The following is a 22,500-nucleotide window of genomic DNA, read 5'->3' as shown; positions in this document are numbered from 1 at the left end:
TTCCCGAACGGGCTCCCGAACGCGTTCGCGGCCGGGTTCGCGGCCGGGTTCGCGGCCGGGTTCGGGAACGGGTTCGGGAACGGGTTCGGGGCCGTGTTCCCGGCCGGGTTCGCGCCGCTGTTCCTCAGGAGACGTCACGTTCCCCACCATCCCACCGACGCGTCTCATCCGGTGGACGGGCTTCCGCCGCGCCCGGGGGGAGGGGATACGCTCCGACCGTGGCCGAGATCCAGATTCCCGCTGACATCAAGCCCGCCGACGGACGCTTCGGCGCGGGCCCCTCCAAGGTGCGGACCGAGGCGCTGGACGCCCTCGCCGCCACCGGAAACTCCCTGCTCGGAACCTCGCACCGCCAGGCCCCGGTCAAGAACCTGGTCGGCTCGGTGCGTCAGGGTCTCCGGGACCTCTTCTCCCTCCCCGAGGGGTACGAGGTGATCCTGGGCAACGGCGGCTCCACCGCCTTCTGGGACATCGCGACGCACGGGCTGATCGAGCGGAAGTCCCAGCACCTGACCTTCGGTGAGTTCTCCTCCAAGTTCGCCACGGCCGCGAAGCTCGCGCCGTGGCTGGACGCCCCGACCGTCATCTCCTCCGAGCCGGGCACCCACCCCGAGCCGGTCGCCGAGGCCGGTGCGGACGTCTACGCGTACACCCACAACGAGACCTCCACGGGTGTCGCCGCGCCGCTGCGGCGGGTCGCGGGCGCCGACGCCGGGTCCCTCGTTCTGGTGGACGCGACCTCGGGCGCGGGCGGTCTGCCCGTGGACATCACCGAGACCGACGTCTACTACTTCGCCCCGCAGAAGTCCTTCGCCTCCGACGGCGGCCTGTGGCTCGCCGCGTTCTCCCCGGCGGCCCTGGAACGCGCGCAGCGCGTGCACGCCTCCGGCCGGCACGTCCCCGAGTTCTTCTCGCTGCCGACGGCGATCGACAACTCGCTGAAGAACCAGACGTACAACACCCCGGCGCTGTCCACGCTCTTCCTCCTCGACCAGCAGCTGAAGTGGCTCAACGGCCAGGGCGGGCTGGAGTTCGCGACCGGCCGTACGGCGGCCAGCGCGCGCAACCTCTACGGCTGGGCCGAGGCGTCGAAGTACGCGACCCCCTTCGTCACGGACCCCGCCAAGCGGTCCTCCGTCATCGGCACGATCGACTTCGCGGACGAGGTCGACGCGGGGGCGGTCGCCAAGGTGCTGCGCGCCAACGGCATCGTGGACACCGATCCGTACCGCAAGCTCGGCCGCAACCAGCTCCGGGTCGCCATGTTCCCGGCGATCGACCCGGCGGACGTACAGGCACTGACCGCCTGCGTCGACTACGTGATCGAGCAGCTCTGACGGTTACCACGCGCACCGGAGCCCCCGCCGGCCTCATCTTGGGACCGGCGGGGGCTTCTTGTGTTTCCGACCCTCCACAAACTCGGGCTGCCCAAGCGTCCCAAGCGTCCGAGATGAACGAAACAGCAGCGAAGCCTTCCCGGACACTCTGGACGCTTCGGACGCATTCCCCAGGAAGGGACAGGGGGTGTGCAGCTTTGCGTCAGGCGGTCAGGGCGTCCCCGAGGTGCCCCCGCGCCCGGCCGGTGAGGCGCCGGTGCAGGGTCTCGGCGCGGGAGCGGACCAGGCCCTGCCGGTAGCTGTCGGGGAGTCGCTCGAAGACTCCAGCCGCTGCTCGTCTCACCGGGAGACGTCTACCTCGTCAACAGTCAGACCTGGCACCGTGGTGCCCTCAACGAATCGGAGACCACGCGGTACCTGCTGACCACCGCGTACGGGCGCCGGTTCATCAGCCGGCGCTTCTACCCCTTCGTCAACTACCGCATGCCCGACGACGTCCTGGACGGAGCGTCTGGCCGCCTGACACGGCTCCTCGGGTTTCACGGAAAAGGTCCGTACGGATGAGCCGCGTCTTCCCTACAGTGGCGCAGATGACTGCCACCTCCGTACGTCCCGACTGGGCGTCACTGCCGGACACCGTACGCGCGTATGTCGAACATCAGATGGGCTCCCCCGTCACCGAAGCACAGACCTGCGGAGGCGGCTACACACCGGGTCTGGCCTCACGGCTGCTGCTGAAGGACGGCCGCCGGATGTTCCTCAAGGGAATGGGCGACGAGCACCCCTTCGCGCCGCACTACGCGGACGAGGTCGCCGTGACCGCGGCACTACCGGCAGGTATCGCGCCGGAGCTGCTGTGGTGGGCGGCCCCGCACGAGGGTATGGGGTGGTGGCTGCTGTGTCTGGAGGACGTTCCTGGTACGCAGCCGCTCTTCTGCCCCGGCGGGGACGTGGAAGCCGTGGTGGGCGCGATGGAGTCGGCGGCGAAGGTACTCACCCCCTGTCCGCTGAACCCTTCTGTTCAACTGCCGGACATTCTCGCCAAATGGTTCACCGGGTGGACCGACCTGGTCGAGGAAGGAGCCGAAGCGCTCGACCCGTGGGCAGTGCGTCACATGGCCGCCCTCGTGGAGACCGAGCAGCGCGAGTACGCGGACTGCGCGGGAGACACCCTCGTCCACTGGGACATCCGGCCGGACAACATGATCCGCCGGCCTGACGGACCCATCGTCCTGATCGACTGGGCGTACCGCTTCCGGGGAGCCGACTGGATCGACCCCGCTGTTCTGGTGCCCGCGCTGATCGTCGGCGGACACACACCCGAACAGGCTGAAGCGGCTGTGGCAGGACTGCCGCAGCCGGAACCGGATGTGCTGACCGCGTTCGCCGTGGGACTGGCGGGGTACTGGACGTGGTCCTCTCTCATGCTCGATCCGCCGGGGGCTCCGTTCCTGCGCCACTCCAGGGCAGTTCACGCCGCTGCCGCCCTGGAGTGGCTGCGATACCGGACCGGCCGGCGCTGAAACCCCGCACGACGCCCCCGCCGGCCTCACCGCCGGCGGGGGCTCCGGCGCGTCCCGGTCCGGGGGGGCCGGGGCGGTGGCGCACCTCATGGACGGGCGGCGGCTCCGTACGCGATACCTTCAGCAGTTCGGGGTCCGGAGAGTACGAGGTCCGGCGATTCTTGGAGGCAGCGGCGTGAGCGTGCGAGTGACGGCGGCCCAGGGTGGCGTGGACCCCTTCGGTACGGCACGGCTGCGGCGCGGAGTGCTCGACGCCTGGGGCGCGGGCCCGGCCCGGTTCCGGGAGGACGCCAACGCCGAGGAGGACCTGGCCCTCGGCGGCTACCGTGACCGGCTCGTCGTCGAGCTGGCGCAGAACGCCGCCGACGCGGCGGCGCGGGCCCGGGTGCCCGGGCGGCTGCGGCTCACCCTGCACCCCGGCGAGGACGGGCACCCGGTCCTGGCCGTCGCCAACACCGGTGCCCCGCTGGACGCGACGGGCGTGGAGTCGCTGAGCACCCTGCGCGCCTCCGCGAAGCGCGACGCGACGGGCGGGCCCGGTGGTGCGGGCGGGGCCCCCGGTGCGGGCGGGGCGGGCGGCGACGGCTCCAGCGACTCCAACAGTGCCAACGGCGCCAGCAGTGCCAACGGCGCCAACGGTTCCTGGGAGAGCGTCGGCCGGTTCGGCGTCGGCTTCGCGGCCGTGCTCGCGGTCTCCGACGAGCCCGCCGTGCTGGGCCGCCACGGAGGGGTCCGCTGGTCCCTGGCCGAGGCCCGCGAACTGGCCCGGGGCGCCGCCGTCGGCAGCCCCGGCCTCGGCGACGAGCTGCGCCGCCGCGACGGCCACGTCCCGCTGCTGCGGCTCCCGTTGCCCGCCGAGGGCACCGCGCCCGAGGGGTACGACACCGTCGTGGTCCTCCCGCTGCGCGACGCCGCCGCCGGGGAGCTGGCGCGGCGGCTGCTGGACGGCATCGACGACGCCCTGCTGCTGACCCTCCCCGGGCTGCGCGAGGTCGTCGTGGAGACCCCGGACGGCGGCGCCCGCACCCTGCGCCGCCGCGAGGACGGCCCGTACACCGTCGTCGAGGACTCCCGTACGGGCACCCGGCGCTGGCGCACCGTCCGCCACGGCGGCCCCCTGGCGCCCGCGCTCCTCGCCGACCGGCCGGTGGAGGAGCGGCTGCGGCCGTTCTGGGCGGTCTCCTGGGCCGTGCCCGTCGACGCCGAGGGCGCGCCCGTCCACCCGGCCACCGCGCCCGTGGTGCACGCGCCGACCCCGACGGACGAGCCGCTGGGCATCCCCGCCCTGCTCATCGCGACCCTGCCGCTGGACACCGCCCGCCGCCACCCCGCGCCCGGCCCGCTGACCGACTTCCTGGTGGAGCGGGCGGCCGACGCGTACGCCGAACTGCTGGGCGCCTGGTCCCCGGTGACCACCGCGCTCGTGGACCTCGTCCCGGGGCAGCTCGGCAAGGGCGAGCTGGACGGGGCCCTGCGCGCGGCCGTGCTCCAGCGGCTGCCCCGGACCGCCTTCCTCGCCCCCGCGGCCCCGGCCGACACGCATGAGGAGCCCGGCGAACCCGGCGAACCCGGGGAGCCCGGCGGACAGGGCGGGTCGGCCGGGGAGCGGGCCGCGCTGCGGCCCTTCGAGGCCGAGGTGGTGGAGGGCGCGGGCGCCGACACCGTACGGGTCCTCGCCGAGGTCCTGCCGACGCTGCTCCCGGCGGGCCTGGAGCGCCGCCCCGAGCTGCGCGTCCTGGGCGTCGGCCGGCTCCCGCTGGGCGACGCCATCGAGCGGATCGCGGGCATCGAGCGCACCCCCGACTGGTGGCACCGGCTCTACGACAGCCTGGCCGGGGTGGACCCCGACCGGCTCTCCGGGCTGCCCGTGCCGCTGGCCGACGGCCGTACCGCGATCGGCCCGCGCCACCTGCTGCTCCCGGGCGCGCACACCCCGCCGGAGCTGGCCCGGCTGGGGCTGAAGGTGGCCCACCCGGACGCGGCGCACCCGCTGCTGGAGCGGCTCGGCGCCCTCCCGGCCACCCCGCGCGCGGTGCTGACGACCCCGCAGGTGCGGGCGGCCGTCGCGGCCTCGCTGGACGCGGGCGAGATCTGGGACGAGGACTCGGACGCGCTGGACGCCGACGAGCTGGCCGAGGTGGTCCTGGGCCTGGTCCGGGACGCCGCTCTGGCCCCGGGCGACGAACCCTGGCTGGGCGCGCTGGCCCTGCCCGACGAGGACGGCGAACCGACCCCGGCGGGTGAACTGCTGCTGCCGGGCTCCCCGCTGGCCTCGGTGGTCCGCGAGGACGAGATCCCGTACGTGGACGGCGAGCTGGCGGCCAGGTGGGGCGAGCAGCCGCTCACCGCCTGCGGGGTCCTGGCCACCTTCCAGCTGGTCCGCGCCACGGACGTGGTCCTGGACCCGGACGAACTGGAGCCCCGCGACGGGGACTTCGCCGAGCCCGACGACGCGGGGCTGCTCGACGCCGTCGACGTGTGGTGCGAGGACGTCCTGGACCAGCTGCCGCACACCCCGGTGCCGCCGGTGGCGACCGAGCTGGTCGCCGTCCGCGACCTCGACCTCGTCGACGACGACTGCTGGCCCCAGGCGCTGGCGATGCTGGCGATGCCGCCGCTGCGCGACGCCCTGACCCAGCCCGTGCGGGTCCTGCTGCCGGACGGCACCACGCAGTCGGTCCGCCCGTACACCGCCTGGTGGCTGCGCGACCACCCGGTGCTCGACGGCCGCCGCCCGGCGGGCCTGCGCGCGGCGGGCGGCGACCCGCTGCTGGAGGGCCTCTACACCCCGGCGGACGCCACCGGCTTCGACGACGAACAGGTCCTGCGGGCCCTGGGCGTACGGACCACCGTGCCCGCCCTGCTGGACGAGCCCGGTGGCGCGGCCGAGCTGCTGACCCGCCTCGCCGACCCGGAGCGCGAGGTGACGGCCGGCCGCCTGCACGGCCTGTACGGGGCCCTGGCCGGTCTGGACCCGGCGCGGGTCACCCTCCCGGACGAGCTGCGCGCGGTGGTGGACGGCGAGGTCCGGGTGGTGGACGCGGCCGACGCGGTCGTCGCCGACGCCCCGGACCTGCTCCCCCTGACGGCGGGCCTGCCCCTGCTGCCGGTGGCCCCGGCGCACGCGGCGGAGCTGGCGGAGCTGCTCCAGGTCCGGCGGCTCTCGGAGACCGTCCCGGCGCAGGTCACCACGGCGGGCGAGGAGCACGAGGTGCCCGAGTCCGTGCTCCTGCTGCTGGGCCCGGCGGCGCCCCGGCACTACGTCGAGCACGAGGAGCTGATCGCGGGCGGCGTCGAACTGGACTGGCGCCGCACCCCCGACGGCACGCTCCACGCGGCCACCGTGGAGGGCGTGGCGGCCGGTCTCGCCTGGTCGGCGGGCCAGTGGCCCCGCCGCTTCGAGGTGGCGGCCCTTCTGGAGGACCCCTCCCGCACGGCGGAACTGGCCCGCGACCGCTGGTTCGACTAGTCCGGCCGCCCTGGCCGCCCCGGCCGGGGCGGCCAGGGCGGCCAGGGCGTGTCGTGGTGGGGGCGGGCGGGGCGGGGGCGCGCTACTTCTTCTCCCTGGCGAGCTGCGCCTTGATCCGGGAGGTCACCTCCGGCAGCACGCCGAGGCCGTCGCGCTGGATCGTCCGGACCCCGGCACCTGCCCGCACCTCGTCCTGGGCGGCGGCCCCGGCCGTGCACTCGGCGGCGCCCGCGCGGAGCGCGGCGAGCGCCTTCGACCACGCACTCTGGGCCGTCTCGTCGGGGATCGGGGCGAAGCCCTCGGCGGCGGGCAGGTGCCCGGTGAGGTCCTGGCAGGCGGTCCCGATCGCGTCGAGCGTGCGCATGCTCACCTCGCTGACCCGCCCGGCGTCCTGCGCCATCTGCTTGATCTGCTTCTCGCCGCCCGAGGTGTACCAGTCGCCCAGTTCCTCGCCCGGGGACGAACCGCACGCGGTGGCCAGCAGGGCGGTGACGGCAACGGTGATCGTGAAGGCGCGCACGCGCATGGGAACCCCCCGGGTCGGTGGAGCCCGATGCTGCCAGGCTTCCACCGCCCGGGGGCCTGTTGTTCCCGGTTCGTGACAGGGGATCGGCCGTACGCCCAACTGCGGCGGGACGAGCCGCAGTTGGGCGTACGGTCCGGTCAGACGGGTTCGACCACGACGCGGTGCCCGGCCAGGAGGCGTTCCAGGTCGTCCACGTCGGAGGTGAGGACGGTCACCTGCCCGCCACGCCGGGCCCCGGCCAGGGCGACGGCGGCCAGGACCGCGTCGATGGCGTACTTGTGCCCGTGCAGGCCCGCGTTCTTCATCAGGGCGCGGGCCGAGGCGACGATGTCGTCATCGGTGTGCACCACGGTGATGCGGGAGAGCGTCCAGTCCCAGAGCCTGGCCTTGACCCCGGAGCGGGGGTCCCAGGCCTCCAGGGTGGTGAGCGCCGAGGTGACGACGGAGATTCCGCAGGTCCGCGCCTCGGCGAGCAGGGCGAGGACGGCCCGGTCCCCGCGTACCGCCTTGGAGAGCGCCTCGCAGTCGAGCACGTACGTCCGGGACCGGCGGGCGGCCTCGAAGCTGGGTCGGGGGGTCACGCGGCGGCCTTCCCCTCGTCGGGGCGTACCTCGCGTCCTGATCTCGGGTCGTCGTGTCTGGCGTCGATGGCGTCGATCCGGTCCCGCGCGGCCCGCAGCTCCTCCTCGGTGAGCGGGCCGTACTCCTCCTCCAACAGGTCGGACAGCTCGCCGAGCTTGTCCATGGCGACCCGGTGTTCGACGGCGGCCGTGACGTACGCGGAGACACCGCGCCCGTCCACCCGTTCCTTGATGTACTCCAGCACCTCTTCAGGCAAGGTGATGGTGACCTTCTTAGTTGCCATATGAGAAGTATGGCTACGCCGGGAACCTGCGGTCAACCCACCTGAAGGTGAATTCAATCAGCATCGCGGCAGTCGCCGCTACCCCCACCGCGATCCACGGCATCGTGACGCCCTCCAGCTTGAGTTGGAAGAACTCCTGCAACCAGGGCACGACCAGCACGATCAGGAACGCGAGGCCCATCGCGCCCACCAGGGCCACCCGCCACCACGTGTACGGGCGGGCGATGATCGACAGCACCCACATGGAGGTCAGGAAGAGCGTCAGCGTCGCCGCGCTGGTCTCGGCCTTGAGGGAGTCCACGCCCGTGTACTGGTGCCGGGCGATCAGGTACGTCACGAAGGTCGCCGTCGCCGCGATCACGCCGCCCGGGATCGCGTACCGCATCACCCGCTTCACGAAGTGCGGCCTGGCCCGCTCCTTGTTGGGGGCCAGCGCCAGGAAGAAGGCCGGGATGCCGATGGTCAGCGTGGAGAGCAGCGTCAGGTGGCGCGGCAGGAACGGGTACTCCACCTGCGAGCAGACCACCAGGACGGCCAGCAGCACCGAGTAGACCGTCTTCGTCAGGAAGAGGGTCGCGACCCGGGTGATGTTGCCGATGACCCGGCGGCCCTCGGCGACCACCGAGGGGAGGGTGGAGAAGCTGTTGTTCAGCAGCACGATCTGCGCGACCGCGCGGGTGGCCTCGGAGCCCGACCCCATGGCGACGCCGATGTCCGCGTCCTTGAGCGCGAGCACGTCGTTGACGCCGTCACCCGTCATGGCGACGGTGTGGCCCCGGGACTGGAGGGCGGCGACCATGTCGCGCTTCTGCTGCGGGGTGACCCGGCCGAAGACCGCGTTCTCCTCCAGGACCCGGGCCATCTCCTCCTGGCCGGTGGGCAGCCGGCGCGCGTCGACGGTGTTGCGCGCGCCCGGCATCCCCAGCTTCCCGGCGACCGCCCCGACCGAGACGGCGTTGTCGCCGGAGATGACCTTCGTCCTGACGCCCTGCTCCGCGAAGTAGCGCAGCGTGTCGGCGGCGTCGGGGCGCAGCCGCTGCTCCAGCACGACCAGGGCGGTGGGCAGGGCCCCGGCGGCGACGGTCTCGTCGTCCAGCTCCCCGGCGGAGCGGGCCAGCAGCAGGACGCGCAGCCCCTCCTCGTTCAGCTCGTCGATCTCCGCCAGCGCCGGGTCCCCGGCCGGGAGGAGGACGTCGGGGGCGCCCAGCAGCCAGGTGCTGGTCCCGCCGTCGCTCTCGCTGAACGCGGCGCCGCTGTACTTGCGGGCGGAGGAGAACGGCAGGGACCCGGTGCAGCGCCACCGCGAACCGTCCGGGTAGGCGTCGATGATGGCCTGGAGGCTGGCGTTGGGGCGCGGGTCGGAGGTGCCGAGCGCGCCGAGCACCTTCGTGACGTACGCCGGGTCCGCGCCGCCCAGCGGGCGGACCTCGGTGATGTCCATGCCGCCCTCGGTGAGGGTGCCGGTCTTGTCGAGGCAGACCACGTCGACCCGGGCGAGGCCCTCGATGGCGGGCAGCTCCTGCACCAGGCACTGCTTGCGGCCGAGGCGGATCACGCCGATCGCGAAGGCCACGGAGGTGAGCAGGACGAGCCCCTCGGGGATCATCGGGACGATGCCGCCGACGGTCCGGGCGATGGAGTCCTTGAGGTTGTTGTCCTTGACGATCAGCTGGCTGACGATGAGGCCGATCGAGGTCGGGACCATCATCCAGGTGACGTACTTGAGGATGGTGGAGATACCGGAGCGCAGCTCGGAGTGGACGAGCGTGAAGCGGGACGCCTCCTCGGCGAGCTGCGCGGCGTACGCCTCGCGGCCGACCTTGGTGGCGGTGAAGGCGCCGCCGCCCGCGACGACGAACGAGCCGGACATGACCGGGTCGCCGGGCTTCTTCAGGACGGGGTCGGCCTCGCCGGTGAGCAGCGACTCGTCGATCTCCAGGCCGTCGGCCTCGCCGACCGTGCCGTCGACGACCACCTTGTCGCCGGGGCCGAGTTCGATGACGTCGCCGAGGACGATCTCGGAGGTGGAGATCTCGGCGGGCCTGCCGTCGCGGCGGACGCTGGGTTTGGCCTCGCCGATGACGGCGAGGCCGTCGAGGGTCTTCTTGGCGCGCAGTTCCTGGATGATGCCGATGCCGGTGTTCGCGATGATCACGAAGCCGAAGAGGCTGTCCTGGATCGGCGCGACGACCAGCATGACCGCCCAGAGCACGCCGATGATCGCGTTGAACCGGGTGAAGACGTTGGCGCGGACGATCTCGGAGGTGGAGCGCGAGGAGCGGACGGGGACGTCGTTGACGGCTCCGCGCGCGACGCGTTCGGCGACCTCGGCGGTGGTCAGACCGCCCGGCCTGAACCGGGGCGCGGGGGGCCGGACCGGATGTACGGGGTCCAGCTCGGACCCCGCGTCGATGGCGGGCCCGGCCGCGCCGACGGCCCCGCCGCCCGGCTCCGGTCCATCCGATTCGGTCTTCGCCCGCTGCGTCATGCTTCCGACGGTAGAGGGAGCGGGGTCGGTTCACCCGCCGAGAAGACCGAAGATCCGACTACGGGATGACGGGGAATCGTCCCTGAGTCGGGCCCGGGGCCGCGCCAGGGCTACGTCAGGGCTACGCCGGTCCGGCCCCGGGGCCACGCCCGGGGTCGACGGCCCCGGCCTCCGGACCCGCGGCTTCCGCGTGTTCGGCCGCACCCGCCGCTTCCGCGCGTTCGGCTTCCGCGTGTTCGGCCGCGTGCCGCTTGAGGGCCGCGTCCCGGCCGCGGACGTACCAGATGCCGATCAGGCCGAGGAAGCCGCCGGCCGCGCAGGTCCAGACCCACCAGAGCTGGCCCCGGTCGGCGAACCACCCGTAGAAGGGGAGCTGGACGAGGAAGAGGACGAACCAGAGGATCGTGCCGCCCGTGACGGTCGCGACGACCGGGCCCTCAAGGGGCTCGGGAGCCTCGTGCTTCGCAGTCCATTTCGCCATGCGTCAAGTCTAGTGCGGGCTGGTTCCGGGCTGGTTCCGGGCGGGTTCGCCGTGGGTTCCGGACTCGTCCCGGGCGGGTTCCGGCCAGTGCCCGCACGGGTCTACGCGCGGAGATGGACGGCTCTTCCTTCATGTGTTCATACTGAAACGGTTTGGGCGTGGCCCATTTTCTTCGTATGAATATACAAATGAGGACGGTATGAGCACCCCGGCTCCGACCCCCGCCCCCGCGTCCGTCTCCCCGGACCCCGCCCCCCACGGAACCTCGGGGCTGGACCGCTACTTCAAGATCTCCGAGCGTGGCTCGACCATCGGCCGCGAGGTCCGCGGCGGTCTCGCGACCTTCTTCGCGATGGCCTACATCATCGTGCTGAACCCGATCATCCTGGGCAGCGCGAAGGACATGTACGGGAACCAGCTCGACGGCGGCCAGCTCGTCACCGCCACCGTCCTGACGGCCGCCTTCTCCACCCTCCTCATGGGCGTCATCGGCAACGTCCCGATCGCGCTGGCCGCCGGACTCGGCGTCAACACCGTCGTCGCCCTCCAGCTCGCCCCCCGGATGAGCTGGCCCGACGCCATGGGCATGGTGGTCCTGGCCGGCTTCGTGGTGATGCTGCTCGTCGCCACCGGCCTGCGCGAGCGGGTGATGAACGCCGTCCCGCTGGGCGTGCGCAAGGGCATCGCGATCGGCATCGGCCTGTTCATCATGCTGATCGGCCTGGTCGACTCGGGCTTCGTCTCCCGCATCCCGGACGCCGCGCACACCACGGTCCCGATCCAGCTCGGCTCGGACGGCCACCTGCACGGCTGGCCCGTCCTGATCTTCGTCGTCGGCGTGCTGCTGACCCTGGCCCTGCTGATCCGCAAGGCTCCCGGCGCGATCCTGATCTCCATCGTGGTCATGACCGTCGTCGCGGTCGTCGTCCAGCTCGTCACCGAGCTGGAGCCCACCGCCTGGGGCCTCACCGTCCCCGAGTGGCCGGGCAACCCGGTGGCCGCGCCCGACTTCGGGCTCGTCGGCCAGGTCAGCCTCTTCGGCGGCTTCGGGAAGGTCGGGGTGCTGACCGGCATCCTCTTCGTCTTCACCGTGCTGCTGTCCTGCTTCTTCGACGCGATGGGCACCATCCTGGGCGTCGGCGACGAGGCCAAGCTGATGGACAAGGACGGCAACTTCCCCGGCATCAACCGGGTCCTGCTGGTCGACGGCCTGGCCGTCGCCTCGGGCGGCGCGACCTCGTCCTCCGCGACCACCTGTTTCGTGGAGTCCACCGCCGGTGTCGGCGAGGGCGCCCGTACGGGCCTGGCGAACGTGGTGACCGGCGGGCTCTTCGCCGTGGCGCTCTTCCTCACCCCGCTCGCCACCATGGTCCCCTCCCAGGCGGCCACCCCCGCCCTCGTGGCGGTCGGCTTCCTGATCATGGCGGGCTCGGTCCGGGACATCGACTGGAGCGACTTCACCATCGCCGTCCCGGCCTTCCTGGCCATGGTGACGATGCCCTTCACCTACTCGATCACCAACGGCATCGGCGTCGGCTTCGTGAGCTTCTGCGCGCTGCGGCTGGCGACGGGCCGGGGCCGCGAGGTCCCGGTGGCCATGTACGTCGTCTCGGCGGTGTTCGTCTTCTACTACGCGATGCCGGCGCTCGGCCTCACGTAGACCCGCCCCGGCCGCACCCACCCGGCCGACACCCCCCGTCCCCCCAGCCCCACCCCTCGCTACGGGCGCACGCACCCACCGCCTCACGTGCGCCCGTAGAACTCCTCCGTCTCGTCGACCGCCGCCTTGAAGCGCTCGTCGAAGTCGTCGCGAATGAGCGTCCGGACCACATAGTCCTGGACGCTCATTCCGCGTTTGGCGGCATGGCTGCGGAGCCGGTCGAGGAGTTCTCCGTCCATGCGCAGGCTCAGCACATGTGTACTCACAGGTGTCCCCATGGCGACAGGGTCGGGCCACCGGGCTCCGGCACGCGTCGCTTTCCGCAGCCGGCTCACCCGTACGAGTGACGAGATATACCGGTGTTCCTTAGGAAGAGTAATGAGTTACTCTAAAGACATGTCTGACCTTTCCCATGGCGACGACGCTGCCGCTGTGAACGATCTCCGCTCCGCCGTCATGCGGCTGGGCCGGCGCCTGAAGCACCAGCGCGTCGACGAATCGCTGAGCCCGACCGAGATGTCGGTCCTCGGCACCCTCGCCCGCTGCGGCCAGGCCACCCCGGGTGAGCTGGCCCGACGGGAGCACGTCCAGCCGCCGTCGATGACGCGCATCGTCGCGCTGCTGGAGGCCAAGGGACTGGTCACGCTGGAGCCGCACCCCGACGACCGCCGCCAGAAGGTGGTCAGCCAGACCGAGGAAGCCGAGGCGATGCTCGAAGAGAGCCGCCGCAAGCGCAACGCCTTCCTGGCCGGGCTCGCGGCCGAACTGACCGAAGACGAATGGGCCAAACTGCGCGAGGCCGCTCCTGTGCTGGAGAAGCTCGCGCACCTGTGACCACCGACGCCAGGAGGCGACGCTTTTGAGTACGGGAAACGGAGCAGACTCCGCACCCGGCAACCTACCCACCCCCGACACGACCGGCGCCGACAGACCCACCGGAACCCCTGGCACCCCTGCCACCCCCGGAACCCCCGGCGCCGACAGCACCACCAGCGGCATACGTGACACCAGCGGTACCCGTGACACCAGCGACACCCGTGCCGCCAGCACTGCCGGTCCTGCCAGGGCTTCCGGTCCTGCTCGTTCTGCCAGCACCACCGGCGCCACACGCACCACCGCCCGGAGCAAGAACTCGATGTTCAGCTCCCTGAAGATCCGGAACTACCGGCTCTTCGCGACGGGTCAGGCCGTCTCGAACACCGGTACCTGGATGCAGCGCATCGCCCAGGACTGGCTGGTCCTCTCCCTGACCGGCTCCGCCTCCGCCGTCGGCATCACCATCGCCCTGCAGTTCCTGCCGATGCTGCTGTTCGGCCTCTACGGTGGCGTTCTCGCCGACCGGCTGCCCAAGCGGCCCCTGCTGATCGTCACCCAGAGCGCGATGGGCCTGACCGGCATCGCCCTCGCCGTGCTCACCCTCGCGGGGAACGTCCAGGTCTGGCACGTCTACCTCGCCGCCTTCCTGCTCGGCCTGGTCACCGTCGTGGACAACCCGGCCCGGCAGACGTTCGTCTCCGAGATGGTCGGCAAGGACCAGCTGGCCAACGCCGTCAGCCTGAACTCGGCCAACTTCCAGTCCGCGCGGCTGATCGGCCCGGCCGTCGCCGGTGTCCTGATCACCGCCGTCGGCTCCGGCTGGGCCTTCCTGCTGAACGGCCTGTCGTTCGCCGCGCCCATCGCCGGCCTGCTGCTGATGCGCACGCACGAACTGCACCGGGCCGAGGTCCAGCCGCGCGCCAAGGGCCAGTTGAGGGAGGGCCTGCGCTACGTGGCCGGGCGTCCCGAGCTGATCTGGCCGATCGCGCTGGTGGGCTTCATCGGCACCTTCGGGTTCAACTTCCCGATCTGGCTGTCGGCCTTCGTCAGCGAGGTCTTCCACGGGGACGCGGGCACCTACGGGTTCTTCAACACGCTGATCGCGGCGGGTTCCCTCGCGGGCGCCCTGCTCGCGGCCCGGCGCGGGCACTCCCGGCTGCGGCTGCTGGTCGTGGCGGCCGTGCTGTTCTCGGCGCTGCTGATCGTGACGGCCTTCGCGCCGGGGCTGTGGCTCTTCGCGGTGCTGCTCGTCCCGATCGGGGTGTTCGGCCTGACCGTGAACGTCACGGCCAACTCCAGCGTCCAGATGGCGACCGACCCGGAGATGCGCGGCCGGGTCATGGCCCTGTTCATGATGGTGTTCACCGGTGGCGCGCCCCTGGGCGCCCCGCTGCTGGGCTGGATCACGGACAGCTACGGCGCGCGGATCGGCATGGCCGCCGGGGGCGCGATCTCGCTGGCCGCCGCCCTGACGATCGCGGTGATCCTGGCCCGGGTGGGCAACCTCCGCCTGCGGGTCGGCCGTCGCGGCGTCACGTTCGTCCCGTCCCCGAACCGCCGCGACCTCGTCGCGGCGGCGTAGCGGGCGGGCGTACGGCGTAGCGGACGGACGGCTCAGCGGGGCGACGGCGGGGCCCGGCCACCGGCGCCGGGCCCCGCCACCGCCACCGGCTCCCCGGCCCGGCGGCCTGTCCACCGGCGGCCTGTCCCCGGCCGGGGGAGGCCGCCGGTGGCTATGGTCCCCGTATGAGACTCTTCGTCGCCGTAGTACCTCCCGAGACCGTCGTCACCGAGCTGGCCGAGGCCCTGCGGGAGGCACGGGCGGGTCAGGAGGAACGGGCGGTACGGGACTCCCGGCTGCGCTGGTCGCCCGAGGCGGGCTGGCACCTCACCCTCGCCTTCCTCGGCGAGGTACGGGACGAGGTGCTCCCCGAGCTGCGCGCGCGGCTGGCGCGCGCCGCCCTGGAGACGGCCCCCTTCGCCCTGCGGCTGCACGGCTGCGGGCACTTCGGGGGCCGCGCCCTGTGGGCGGGCGTCGCCGGTGACCTCGACGGGCTGCGGATACTCGCCGAACGGGCCGACGCCGCCGCCCGGCGGGCCGGGGTGCCGATGGAACAGCCCCGCCGGTACACGCCGCACCTGACCCTGGCCCGCAGCCGTGACAGCAACCGCGCCGAAGCCTGGTCGGGGGAGGAGCCGGGCGCCGGGACCTCGTCCGAAGCCGGGGCCGGGGCCTCCACCGAGGCCAAGGCCGGGACCGAGGCAGGCACCAGCGCCGCCCTGCGCCCGTACCTCGAAGCCCTCGCCGGGTTCGAGGGCTCCGCCTGGCCTGCCGCCGAGATCCGTCTCGTCCACAGCCACATCGGCGGGGAGCCGCGTTACGAGACCCTCGTGGCCTGGCCCCTGGGCGGCTGAGCCGCTCCTCCGTACGGGGTGCGGGGCCCCTCCGTACGGGGGACGGGCCCGGCCGCGTTACGCTCGAACAGTGAATCCCAAGACCAGAAACCGCGTCATGGCGGGCGTGCTCGTGATCATGTTCCTCGTCGTGGCCGTCGCGGCGGCCACGGGCCAGTAGCCCGCCGGCCCGGCCCGGGGCTCCCGTGCTGCCGGGGGCCCGCCACGGCGGACCCCCGGCAGCACGGCGCAGCACCGCACGACACGGCACGGCAGTGCACAGCCCCACCACCACCTACCGGGCGAACGCCTCCCGCGACGGACCCGGGCCGGGACCGTGCCCGCCCGGGGACGACCCCCGGCCCCCGGACCCCCGGCAGGTCCGGCCACCGAAAGCTCCGGGCCACCGCGGGGCCGGGCCACCGCGGGGCCGGGCCTGCGGTCTACCAGGCGAACGCCTCCGGCGACGGCCCCGGGCCGGGGAAGATCTCGTCCAGGGAGGTGAGGAGCTCCTCCGGGAGTTCCAGTTCCACCGCCCGCAGCGCGGACGCGAGCTGCTCCGGCGTACGCGGGCCGACGATCGGCCCGGTGATCCCGGGGCGGGTCAGCAGCCAGGCCAGGGCGACCTCGCCCGGCTCCAGGCCGTGCTTGTCCAGCAGGTCCTCGTACGCCTGCACCTGCGTCCGTACGGCACTGTTGGCCAGCGCCTCCGCCGAGCGGCCCTCGCCCGAGCGGCCCGGTTCGCCGGACTTGCGGATGGCACCGCCCAGCAGGCCGCCGTGGAGCGGGGACCACGGGATGACGCCGAGCCCGTACGCCTCGGCGGCCGGGATGACCTCCATCTCCGCGCGCCGCTCCGCGAGGTTGTAGAGGCACTGTTCGCTGACCAGCCCCAGCCGGCCGGAGCGCGCCGCGGCCTCGTTGGCCTGGGCGATCTTCCAGCCGGGGAAGTTGGAGGAGCCCGCGTAGAGGATCTTGCCCTGCTGGACCAGGACCTCGATGGCCTGCCAGATCTCTTCGAACGGGGTGTTCCGGTCCACGTGGTGGAACTGGTAGATGTCGATGTGGTCGGTCTTCAGCCGGGTGAGGCTGGCCTCGACGGCCCGGCGGATGTTCAGCGCCGAGAGCTTGTCGTGGTTGGGCCAGCTCGGGCCCTCGGAGGCGGCCATGTTGCCGTAGACCTTGGTGGCGAGCACCACCTTGTCCCGGCGGGCGCCGCCCTGCGCGAACCAGGTGCCGATGATCTCCTCGGTGCGGCCCCGGTTCTCACCCCAGCCGTAGACGTTCGCGGTGTCGACGTAGTTGATGCCGGCTTCGAGGGCCGCGTCCATGAGCGCGTGGCTCTCGGGTTCCCCGGTCATGGGTCCGAAGTTCATGGTGCCGAGCACGAGTCGGCTGACCTTGAGGCCGGTGCGTCCGAGCTGTGTGTACTTCATGGGGACCTACCCAACTGGTTCGAGTGGACTCGAAGCAAGACACCCTCCGGCGAAGGGCGCGTCACCGCTGCCGGTCCGGCCTGAAAGAGGAGGCCCGGGGGTGCCGTACGTCCGGACGTACGGCACCCCCGGGCCGGTGGGGCCGCTGCCCCGGTTCCGCTACCTCGGGGCGCCGGCCGTGGTGCGGGCGGCGTCGAGGATCTGGTCGGTGACGACGTCCGGGTGGGACATCATCGCCACGTGCGAGGAGTCGATCTCGACGGTGTGCGACTTGGCCCGCTTGGCCTCGAAACGCTCCAGGTCCGGGGCGATGGCCTTGTCGTTCTTGGCCACGATGAACCACGACGGGATGGTCTTCCACGCCGCCTTCGTCGCGTTCTGCCCGAACCCTGCCTGGGCGACGGGCCGCTGTTCGACCGCCATGATCCGGGTCTGGCCCTCGGGGAGGTCGGCGGCGAACACGGCGTGGAACTTGTCGTTCTGGATGTAGAGGTCCGTGCCGCTGCCCGTCCCGTCCGTGTAGGGGACCGGCCGGAGCGCGGTCCCGAGGTCGCTGCCCTTGAACTTCGTGGACAGCGTGGCGGGGTTCTCGCCCACGTCCGGCATGAACGCCGACACGTACACCAGCGCCTTGACGTTCTTGTTCCCGGCCGCCGCCTGACTGATGACGGCGCCGCCGTAGGAGTGACCGGCGAGCACGATCGGGCCCTTGATCGACTTGAGGACCGACGCGACGTAGGTGGAGTCGCTGAGCACCCCGCGCAGCGGGTTCGGCGGGGCGACGACCTGGTAACCCTGGCCCTGGAGCCGCTCGACCACGTCGTTCCAGCCGGACGCGTCCGCGAACGCGCCGTGGACGAGGACCACCGTCGGCTTGGCGCCGCCGGTGGGGCCGGCGCTCTGACTGCTGGAGGGGTCGTCGTCGGCCAGTGCGGGGCTCGTGGCGAGCACGGACGCCGTCAGCACCACGGCCAGGGCGCCCGCGCGCGCCGTGCGGCGGCGCCGCGCACGGGAGGAGGGGGACACAGCCATGAGGGTCTCTCTTCCGCTCGGGAAAGGCTGTCGCCTCAGCGTCGGCCGGTCCGGCCGCGTCCGCGCTCCCGCAGGGGCAGAAGAGTGAAATCCCTGGCCCGTCCAGGTGATCGCCGTCCACAGGGGGTGCGGCCGGCCCGCGCGGCGTCGTCGTCCGGCGCGTACGAGCCGGTAGGACCGGGAAACGGGGAGGACGGGAAGGGGCTCCGCGCCGGTCAGGCCCCTGCCCCCGCCCCTGCCCCTGCGGCAGCCGCGCGGCTGCCGCACGGCGCACGATCACAGGAGGAGAGGGACACGTCATGACCTTCCCCGGCCTCGCGGACCTCAAGTCCGCCACCGTCGACGGGGTGAGCCTCGCCTACCGCGAGGAGGGCCGGGGTGCGCCGGTGGTGTTCGTGCACGGCGACCTGAGCGACCTGCGCACCTGGGAGCAGCAGCTTCCCGCGTTCTCCCCCGCGTACCGCGCCCTCGCCTACAGCCGCCGCTACGCCCGCCCCAATCCGGACATCCCCGCGGGCACCCCGAATCCGATGGACCCGCACGTGACGGATCTCGTCGCGTTCCTGCACGCCACGAACGCGGCTCCGGCGCACCTGGTCGGCAACTCCTGGGGCGCGTTCATCTGTCTCCTCACCGCGATCCGCCACCCCGGGGTGGTACGGAGCCTCGTGCTGGAGGAGCCCCCGGTCGTCCCGGTCTACCTCAGTGACCCGCCCAGGGCGGGGGAGCTGGTCAGGCTGCTGGCCCGGCCCCGCACGCTGGCCTCCCTCGTCTCCTTCGGCAAGGGCACCGTGGACCGGGTCGCGGAGAAGTTCAAGGCCGGGCAGGACGAGGAGGCCATGGCCCTCTTCCTGCACGGCGTCCTCGACCCGTGGGCGTACGAGCGGCTGCCCGCCGGGCGGTTCCCCCAGATGCGGGAGAACCTCGGCGCCCTCAAGGCGGGCCTGTTCGGGGCCGGGTTCCCGCCCCTGGGCCATGACGAGGTCCGGTCCGTCCGGGCACCCGCGCTGGTGGTGACCGGGGAACACAGCTCCCCCGTCCTGCACCGTCTCGCCGACCGCCTCACCGAGCTGCTCCCCCACGCCCGGCAGACCGACATCCCGGACGCCTCCCACGTCATGCACGAGGAGAACGCCCCCGCCCTCAACCGGGCCGTCCTCGACTTCCTCGCCGACCTCCCCTGAGGCACCGCCGTACCGGTGGCCCGTACCGGCACGGGCTGTCGGTACGGACTACCGGTCCCGGTCGCGGTCCCGGTCGGGGCGGTAGGGGCCGCCGATGCCCCACGCCTGGTGGAGGACGGCCGCGAACTCCCCCGCCAGCCGGTGTTCGCCGGAGGCGTTGGGGTGCGTGCCGTCGTAGGTGTCGTGGTGGACCTCGTACGAGGACGGGCGCGCGGCCAGCAGGAGCGGTGACGCCTCGGTCGACAGGTCGGCGACCGCCTTCGCCAGCAGCTCGTTGAAGCGCGCGACCTCGGCCGCGAAGGGCTCGTCGTCCTGGGCCCGGACGTTCGGGATCACCGGCATCAGCACCATCCGGATACCGGGCCGGGTCGCGCGGGCCTCGGCGATGAAGCGGCGGGCGTTGGCGGCGGTGTCCTCGGCGCCGGTGTAGAAGCCGAGGTCGATCAGGCCGAGAGAGACGAGCAGGACGTCCGCCTTGGCGGCGCGGACGGCGGGCCCGACGAGCGGGGCCAGGTGGTACCAGCCCTCGCCCCAGCCGGCCAGGTGGCGGCGGGCGTGGTCCGGGAAGCCCGGGTCGGCGTAGTCGTGGCTGGTGGGCTCGGACGCGAAGGTGTCGAACACCTCGCAGCGCGGGCCGACGATCTTGTAGGGGCCGCCGAAGGTGGCATTGAGGTGCTGCCACATCCGGTAGCGCCAGGTGTAGTCGCCGGCGCGCCCGATGGTCATGGAGTCGCCGACGAACATGAAACGCATCGGGCCATCATCGCGGATCGCGGGCCCACACCCCCTGTGACGCAGGACACCCGACACGGACGCCCGCACGGCGGCGGGCGATGTTTCACGTGAAACCAGGGTCGTGTTTCACGTGAAACACGACCCTGGGTGGATGGGGGTGCCGCAGGGCGCAGCACCGGGGGTGGGAGGGGATTCGGCATGCGGATTACCTGAACCTGCTGGTTTACATGCACCTGCCGAACAGAATTCCCGCAACCCCTGGGATGGAATCCGAACCCACACCAAGACCCCGAACTCACTCGAACTTCCGCACCGCCCACACCGTCTTCCCGATCACCCGGTCCGACACCCCCCAGCCAGAAGAAAGCGCGTCCACCAGAAGAAGCCCCCGCCCGTTCTCCTCCAACGTCCGCACCCCGATCCGGGGCACCGCCTCCCGCCGCGCATCCGTCACCTCCACCCGCACGCCGCCCTCATCCAGCACCATCCGCAACTCGAAGTCCCGCCCCTGCACCCGCCCGTGCGTCACCGCATTCGCCACCAGCTCAGCCACGATGACCACCACCGCGTCAGAGTCTTCCGACCTCACGGCCACCCCCCACCCCTCCAACCGCCGCACCGCAAACCGCCGCGCCAGACGAGCCCCCCGAGGCGTCGCCCCGAACCGCCGCGCACAGTCCGCCAGAGCAGGCGGCCCGGCATCCACCACCGCCCCCTCCACCTCCGGCATCAACCGATAGAAAGCCCCCCGCTCCACAGCACAACCGACCCCCACCTCAGAACCCACCCCGGAACTGTCCCTGCCACCCATACCGCTCGCGCTCATGTTCGGTAACCCGGCCCTTTCCCATCTTCGTGGAATTACAGGACTTCCGGCACCAAGGCTGGCCCCAACTCGCTACGCTGAAAAGAGGGTTCAATATGCAGAGCCCGCAAGCTCCAAAACGAGTGTGAGGGGCGGTTGTGGCACGACCTCGGAAAGACTTGGACAAGACCACCGCAGCCGGGCTGCTGGGGGCGAAGATCCGCGCTTTGCGCGACACGCACGGCTGGTCGCCCGACGAACTGGCCAGCAGGCTCTTCGTCACGGGCAACCGGGTGACCAAGATGGAGCTGGGCACCGATCCCCCGAACCGGGAGATGGTCCAGCGCCTTGAGCAGGTCCTGAACGCGGGAGGAGCCCTCCTGGAGCTGTATCCGCTGCTCAGAAACGAGTCGTTCAGGGACTACGCGGTGCCGTTCCTGATCAAGCAGCGGAAGGCCAAGACGATAAGGACGTTCTCCCTCATCGTGCCTGGGCTGCTCCAAACACCGGAGTACGCCCGCGCCATCATGCACGCCGCAGATCCTGACGGGCTGACAGACATCGATGCGGCTGTGGACCAGCGGCTTGAACGGCAGGAGGTTCTAGCTGGCTCCAACGCGCCCTGGCTGTGGGTCGTGCTGGCCGAGTCCGCGCTGACCACGGCAATCGGCTCCCGGGCAGTCCTGCGCGACCAGATCGAGAAGCTGCTGAAGGACATCACGCAACCGAACATCCACATCCAGATCCTGCCGACCGGGGCCCCTTCCATCCCTGGTTCCATCAGCCTTCTCACCTCCCCCACAGGTGAGCGAGCCGCCTATACCGAAGGCTTCGATACCGGTTGGTTCATGCAGGACGCAGACGACGTGGAGAGGTATCAGAAGGTCTATGATCGGCTCCACGCAGAGGCCCTTGGGCCAGGCAAGTCAGAAGAGATCATCCGGGAAACACTGGGGAAGCACACATGACTATGCATCCGCTCACCTGGCACAAGAGCACCTACAGCGGTAACCGCGACGACTGCATCGAGGTGGCCGACGACACCCGGACCGGCATCCGCGTCCGGGACAGCAAGCTGACCGACAGCCCGATCCTGACGGTCTCCCCCGCAGCCTTCACCGACTTCGTCGGAATGGCCCGCACGGACGGCTGACCCCGCACCCCACGGAACCCCACCGGTAACTCTCTCCGGTGGGGTTCCGCCGTTCCCGGCACGGCTGCCGACACCATTGGCTAACCTGCCGCCACGAACGGCCACAGCCGTCCATCCGGCACGGCCACAGAGCAGATGCGGAGCCTGGCATGAGCGCTTCTTCTTCTCACCAGTGGGTCAAGTCCAGCTACAGCGGTGACCGCGACAACTGCGTCGAGTGGTCCCCCACCTCCGCGACGACCACCGGCACCATCCCCGTCCGCGACAGCAAGCTCACCGACAGCCCCGTCCTCGCCCTCTCCCCCACCGCCTGGACCGACTTCGTCGGCATGGCCCGCGCAGACGGCTGACCCTCTCCCTACGAGCCATCGCAAAGGATCACCCATGACCGACGCCCTGGCCTGGCACAAGAGCACCTACAGCGGCAACACCAACGATGCGTGCATCGAGGTGGCCAACGACACCCGGACCGGCATCCGCGTCCGCGACAGCAAGCTGACCGACAGCCCCGTCCTCGCCCTCTCCCCCACCGCCTGGACCGACTTCGTCGGCATGGCCCGCGCAGACGGCTGACCCTCTCCCTACGAGCCATCGCA

Annotated in this window: 23 protein-coding genes; 12 read left to right on the top strand and 11 right to left on the bottom strand. The window is 71.9% G+C overall.

Features of this window, described 5'->3' with window-relative positions; genetic code table 11:
• Positions 1–218: 218 nt before the first annotated feature.
• Positions 219–1,337 (top strand): phosphoserine transaminase, encoded by a 1,119-nt coding sequence (serC, locus tag ACIA5F_RS18895; RefSeq protein ID WP_399354310.1) that lies wholly within the window; start codon positions 219–221, stop codon positions 1,335–1,337.
• A gap of 202 nt (positions 1,338–1,539) precedes the next feature.
• Here the strand turns inward: serC and ACIA5F_RS18890 are convergent, their stop codons facing one another.
• Positions 1,540–1,680: a hypothetical protein gene (locus ACIA5F_RS18890; RefSeq protein WP_399354308.1), complete on the bottom strand. Its 141-nt coding sequence runs from the start codon at positions 1,678–1,680 to the stop codon at positions 1,540–1,542.
• 247 nt (positions 1,681–1,927) lie between these two features.
• Between ACIA5F_RS18890 and ACIA5F_RS18885 the strand changes: the two genes are divergently transcribed.
• Both ACIA5F_RS18885 and ACIA5F_RS18880 read left to right on the top strand, forming a co-directional pair.
• Positions 1,928–2,860 carry a hypothetical protein gene (locus ACIA5F_RS18885; protein ID WP_399354306.1) on the top strand — a complete coding sequence of 311 codons (933 nt, stop codon included), beginning with the start codon at positions 1,928–1,930 and terminating at the stop codon, positions 2,858–2,860.
• 175 nt (positions 2,861–3,035) lie between these two features.
• Positions 3,036–6,329 (top strand): molecular chaperone Hsp90, encoded by a 3,294-nt coding sequence (locus ACIA5F_RS18880; RefSeq protein ID WP_399354304.1) that lies wholly within the window; start codon positions 3,036–3,038, stop codon positions 6,327–6,329.
• A gap of 82 nt (positions 6,330–6,411) precedes the next feature.
• Here the strand turns inward: ACIA5F_RS18880 and ACIA5F_RS18875 are convergent, their stop codons facing one another.
• The 5 genes from ACIA5F_RS18875 to ACIA5F_RS18855 form a co-directional block, all read right to left on the bottom strand.
• Entirely contained in the window at positions 6,412–6,855 is a 444-nt protein-coding gene (locus ACIA5F_RS18875; RefSeq protein ID WP_399354302.1) for a hypothetical protein, read from the bottom strand.
• Between the two features lie 137 nt (positions 6,856–6,992).
• Positions 6,993–7,436: a hypothetical protein gene (locus tag ACIA5F_RS18870; RefSeq protein WP_399354300.1), complete on the bottom strand. Its 444-nt coding sequence runs from the start codon at positions 7,434–7,436 to the stop codon at positions 6,993–6,995.
• Positions 7,433–7,720, bottom strand: coding sequence for a hypothetical protein (locus ACIA5F_RS18865; RefSeq protein WP_399354298.1), 288 nt, complete (start codon positions 7,718–7,720; stop codon positions 7,433–7,435). The genes ACIA5F_RS18870 and ACIA5F_RS18865 overlap by 4 nt, the downstream gene beginning before the upstream one ends.
• A gap of 13 nt (positions 7,721–7,733) precedes the next feature.
• The gene (locus ACIA5F_RS18860; protein WP_399354297.1) at positions 7,734–10,208 is read right to left on the bottom strand and encodes a cation-translocating P-type ATPase; all 2,475 of its coding nucleotides are present in this window, start codon (positions 10,206–10,208) and stop codon (positions 7,734–7,736) included.
• Positions 10,209–10,329: 121 nt separating this feature from the next.
• Positions 10,330–10,689 carry a DUF2530 domain-containing protein gene (locus ACIA5F_RS18855; RefSeq protein WP_399354295.1) on the bottom strand — a complete coding sequence of 120 codons (360 nt, stop codon included), beginning with the start codon at positions 10,687–10,689 and terminating at the stop codon, positions 10,330–10,332.
• 199 nt (positions 10,690–10,888) lie between these two features.
• Here ACIA5F_RS18855 and ACIA5F_RS18850 point away from each other — a divergent pair, with 199 nt between their 5' ends.
• A complete protein-coding gene (locus ACIA5F_RS18850; protein ID WP_399354293.1) occupies positions 10,889–12,349 on the top strand; it encodes an NCS2 family permease in 1,461 nt (486 codons plus the stop codon).
• A gap of 83 nt (positions 12,350–12,432) precedes the next feature.
• Here ACIA5F_RS18850 and ACIA5F_RS18845 read toward each other — a convergent pair whose 3' ends face one another.
• A complete protein-coding gene (locus ACIA5F_RS18845; protein WP_399354291.1) occupies positions 12,433–12,615 on the bottom strand; it encodes a ribbon-helix-helix protein, CopG family in 183 nt (60 codons plus the stop codon).
• Between the two features lie 130 nt (positions 12,616–12,745).
• Between ACIA5F_RS18845 and ACIA5F_RS18840 the strand changes: the two genes are divergently transcribed.
• The 3 genes from ACIA5F_RS18840 to thpR all read left to right on the top strand — a co-directional run bounded on the left by ACIA5F_RS18840 (position 12,746) and on the right by thpR (position 15,580).
• Positions 12,746–13,183 carry a MarR family winged helix-turn-helix transcriptional regulator gene (locus ACIA5F_RS18840; protein ID WP_399354289.1) on the top strand — a complete coding sequence of 146 codons (438 nt, stop codon included), beginning with the start codon at positions 12,746–12,748 and terminating at the stop codon, positions 13,181–13,183.
• Between the two features lie 301 nt (positions 13,184–13,484).
• A complete protein-coding gene (locus ACIA5F_RS18835; RefSeq protein ID WP_399354287.1) occupies positions 13,485–14,747 on the top strand; it encodes an MFS transporter in 1,263 nt (420 codons plus the stop codon).
• 164 nt (positions 14,748–14,911) lie between these two features.
• Positions 14,912–15,580 carry an RNA 2',3'-cyclic phosphodiesterase gene (thpR, locus tag ACIA5F_RS18830; protein WP_399354285.1) on the top strand — a complete coding sequence of 223 codons (669 nt, stop codon included), beginning with the start codon at positions 14,912–14,914 and terminating at the stop codon, positions 15,578–15,580.
• A 422-nt stretch (positions 15,581–16,002) separates the two neighbouring features.
• Here the strand turns inward: thpR and ACIA5F_RS18825 are convergent, their stop codons facing one another.
• Both ACIA5F_RS18825 and ACIA5F_RS18820 read right to left on the bottom strand, forming a co-directional pair.
• Positions 16,003–16,995 (bottom strand): aldo/keto reductase, encoded by a 993-nt coding sequence (locus ACIA5F_RS18825; protein ID WP_399354283.1) that lies wholly within the window; start codon positions 16,993–16,995, stop codon positions 16,003–16,005.
• A gap of 159 nt (positions 16,996–17,154) precedes the next feature.
• A complete protein-coding gene (locus ACIA5F_RS18820; RefSeq protein ID WP_399354281.1) occupies positions 17,155–18,027 on the bottom strand; it encodes an alpha/beta hydrolase in 873 nt (290 codons plus the stop codon).
• A gap of 299 nt (positions 18,028–18,326) precedes the next feature.
• On the opposite strand from ACIA5F_RS18820, the gene ACIA5F_RS18815 reads away from it, so the two are divergent.
• On the top strand, positions 18,327–19,211 hold the full coding sequence (locus tag ACIA5F_RS18815) for an alpha/beta fold hydrolase (protein WP_399354280.1): 885 nt from the start codon (positions 18,327–18,329) through the stop codon (positions 19,209–19,211).
• A 48-nt stretch (positions 19,212–19,259) separates the two neighbouring features.
• Here the strand turns inward: ACIA5F_RS18815 and ACIA5F_RS18810 are convergent, their stop codons facing one another.
• Together ACIA5F_RS18810 and ACIA5F_RS18805 are read right to left on the bottom strand one after the other, a co-directional pair.
• Entirely contained in the window at positions 19,260–19,964 is a 705-nt protein-coding gene (locus ACIA5F_RS18810; protein WP_399354279.1) for a GDSL-type esterase/lipase family protein, read from the bottom strand.
• A 277-nt stretch (positions 19,965–20,241) separates the two neighbouring features.
• Positions 20,242–20,676: an ATP-binding protein gene (locus tag ACIA5F_RS18805; protein ID WP_399354277.1), complete on the bottom strand. Its 435-nt coding sequence runs from the start codon at positions 20,674–20,676 to the stop codon at positions 20,242–20,244.
• Positions 20,677–20,930: 254 nt separating this feature from the next.
• On the opposite strand from ACIA5F_RS18805, the gene ACIA5F_RS18800 reads away from it, so the two are divergent.
• From ACIA5F_RS18800 to ACIA5F_RS18785, 4 genes are all read left to right on the top strand, one after another.
• Positions 20,931–21,719: a Scr1 family TA system antitoxin-like transcriptional regulator gene (locus ACIA5F_RS18800; RefSeq protein WP_399354275.1), complete on the top strand. Its 789-nt coding sequence runs from the start codon at positions 20,931–20,933 to the stop codon at positions 21,717–21,719.
• Positions 21,716–21,904 (top strand): DUF397 domain-containing protein, encoded by a 189-nt coding sequence (locus ACIA5F_RS18795; protein ID WP_399354273.1) that lies wholly within the window; start codon positions 21,716–21,718, stop codon positions 21,902–21,904. Before ACIA5F_RS18800 ends, ACIA5F_RS18795 begins: the two co-directional genes overlap by 4 nt.
• 149 nt (positions 21,905–22,053) lie before the next feature.
• On the top strand, positions 22,054–22,254 hold the full coding sequence (locus ACIA5F_RS18790) for a DUF397 domain-containing protein (protein WP_399354271.1): 201 nt from the start codon (positions 22,054–22,056) through the stop codon (positions 22,252–22,254).
• A 34-nt stretch (positions 22,255–22,288) separates the two neighbouring features.
• Positions 22,289–22,477 (top strand): DUF397 domain-containing protein, encoded by a 189-nt coding sequence (locus ACIA5F_RS18785; protein WP_399354269.1) that lies wholly within the window; start codon positions 22,289–22,291, stop codon positions 22,475–22,477.
• Positions 22,478–22,500 lie beyond the last annotated feature (23 nt).

This window comes from Streptomyces sp. NPDC051567 (assembly GCF_044454165.1).
Classification (GTDB): Bacteria; Actinomycetota; Actinomycetes; order Streptomycetales; family Streptomycetaceae; genus Streptomyces.
Note: the sequence above shows the minus strand (reverse complement) of the source record. Positions and strands in the feature narration are given on the sequence as shown.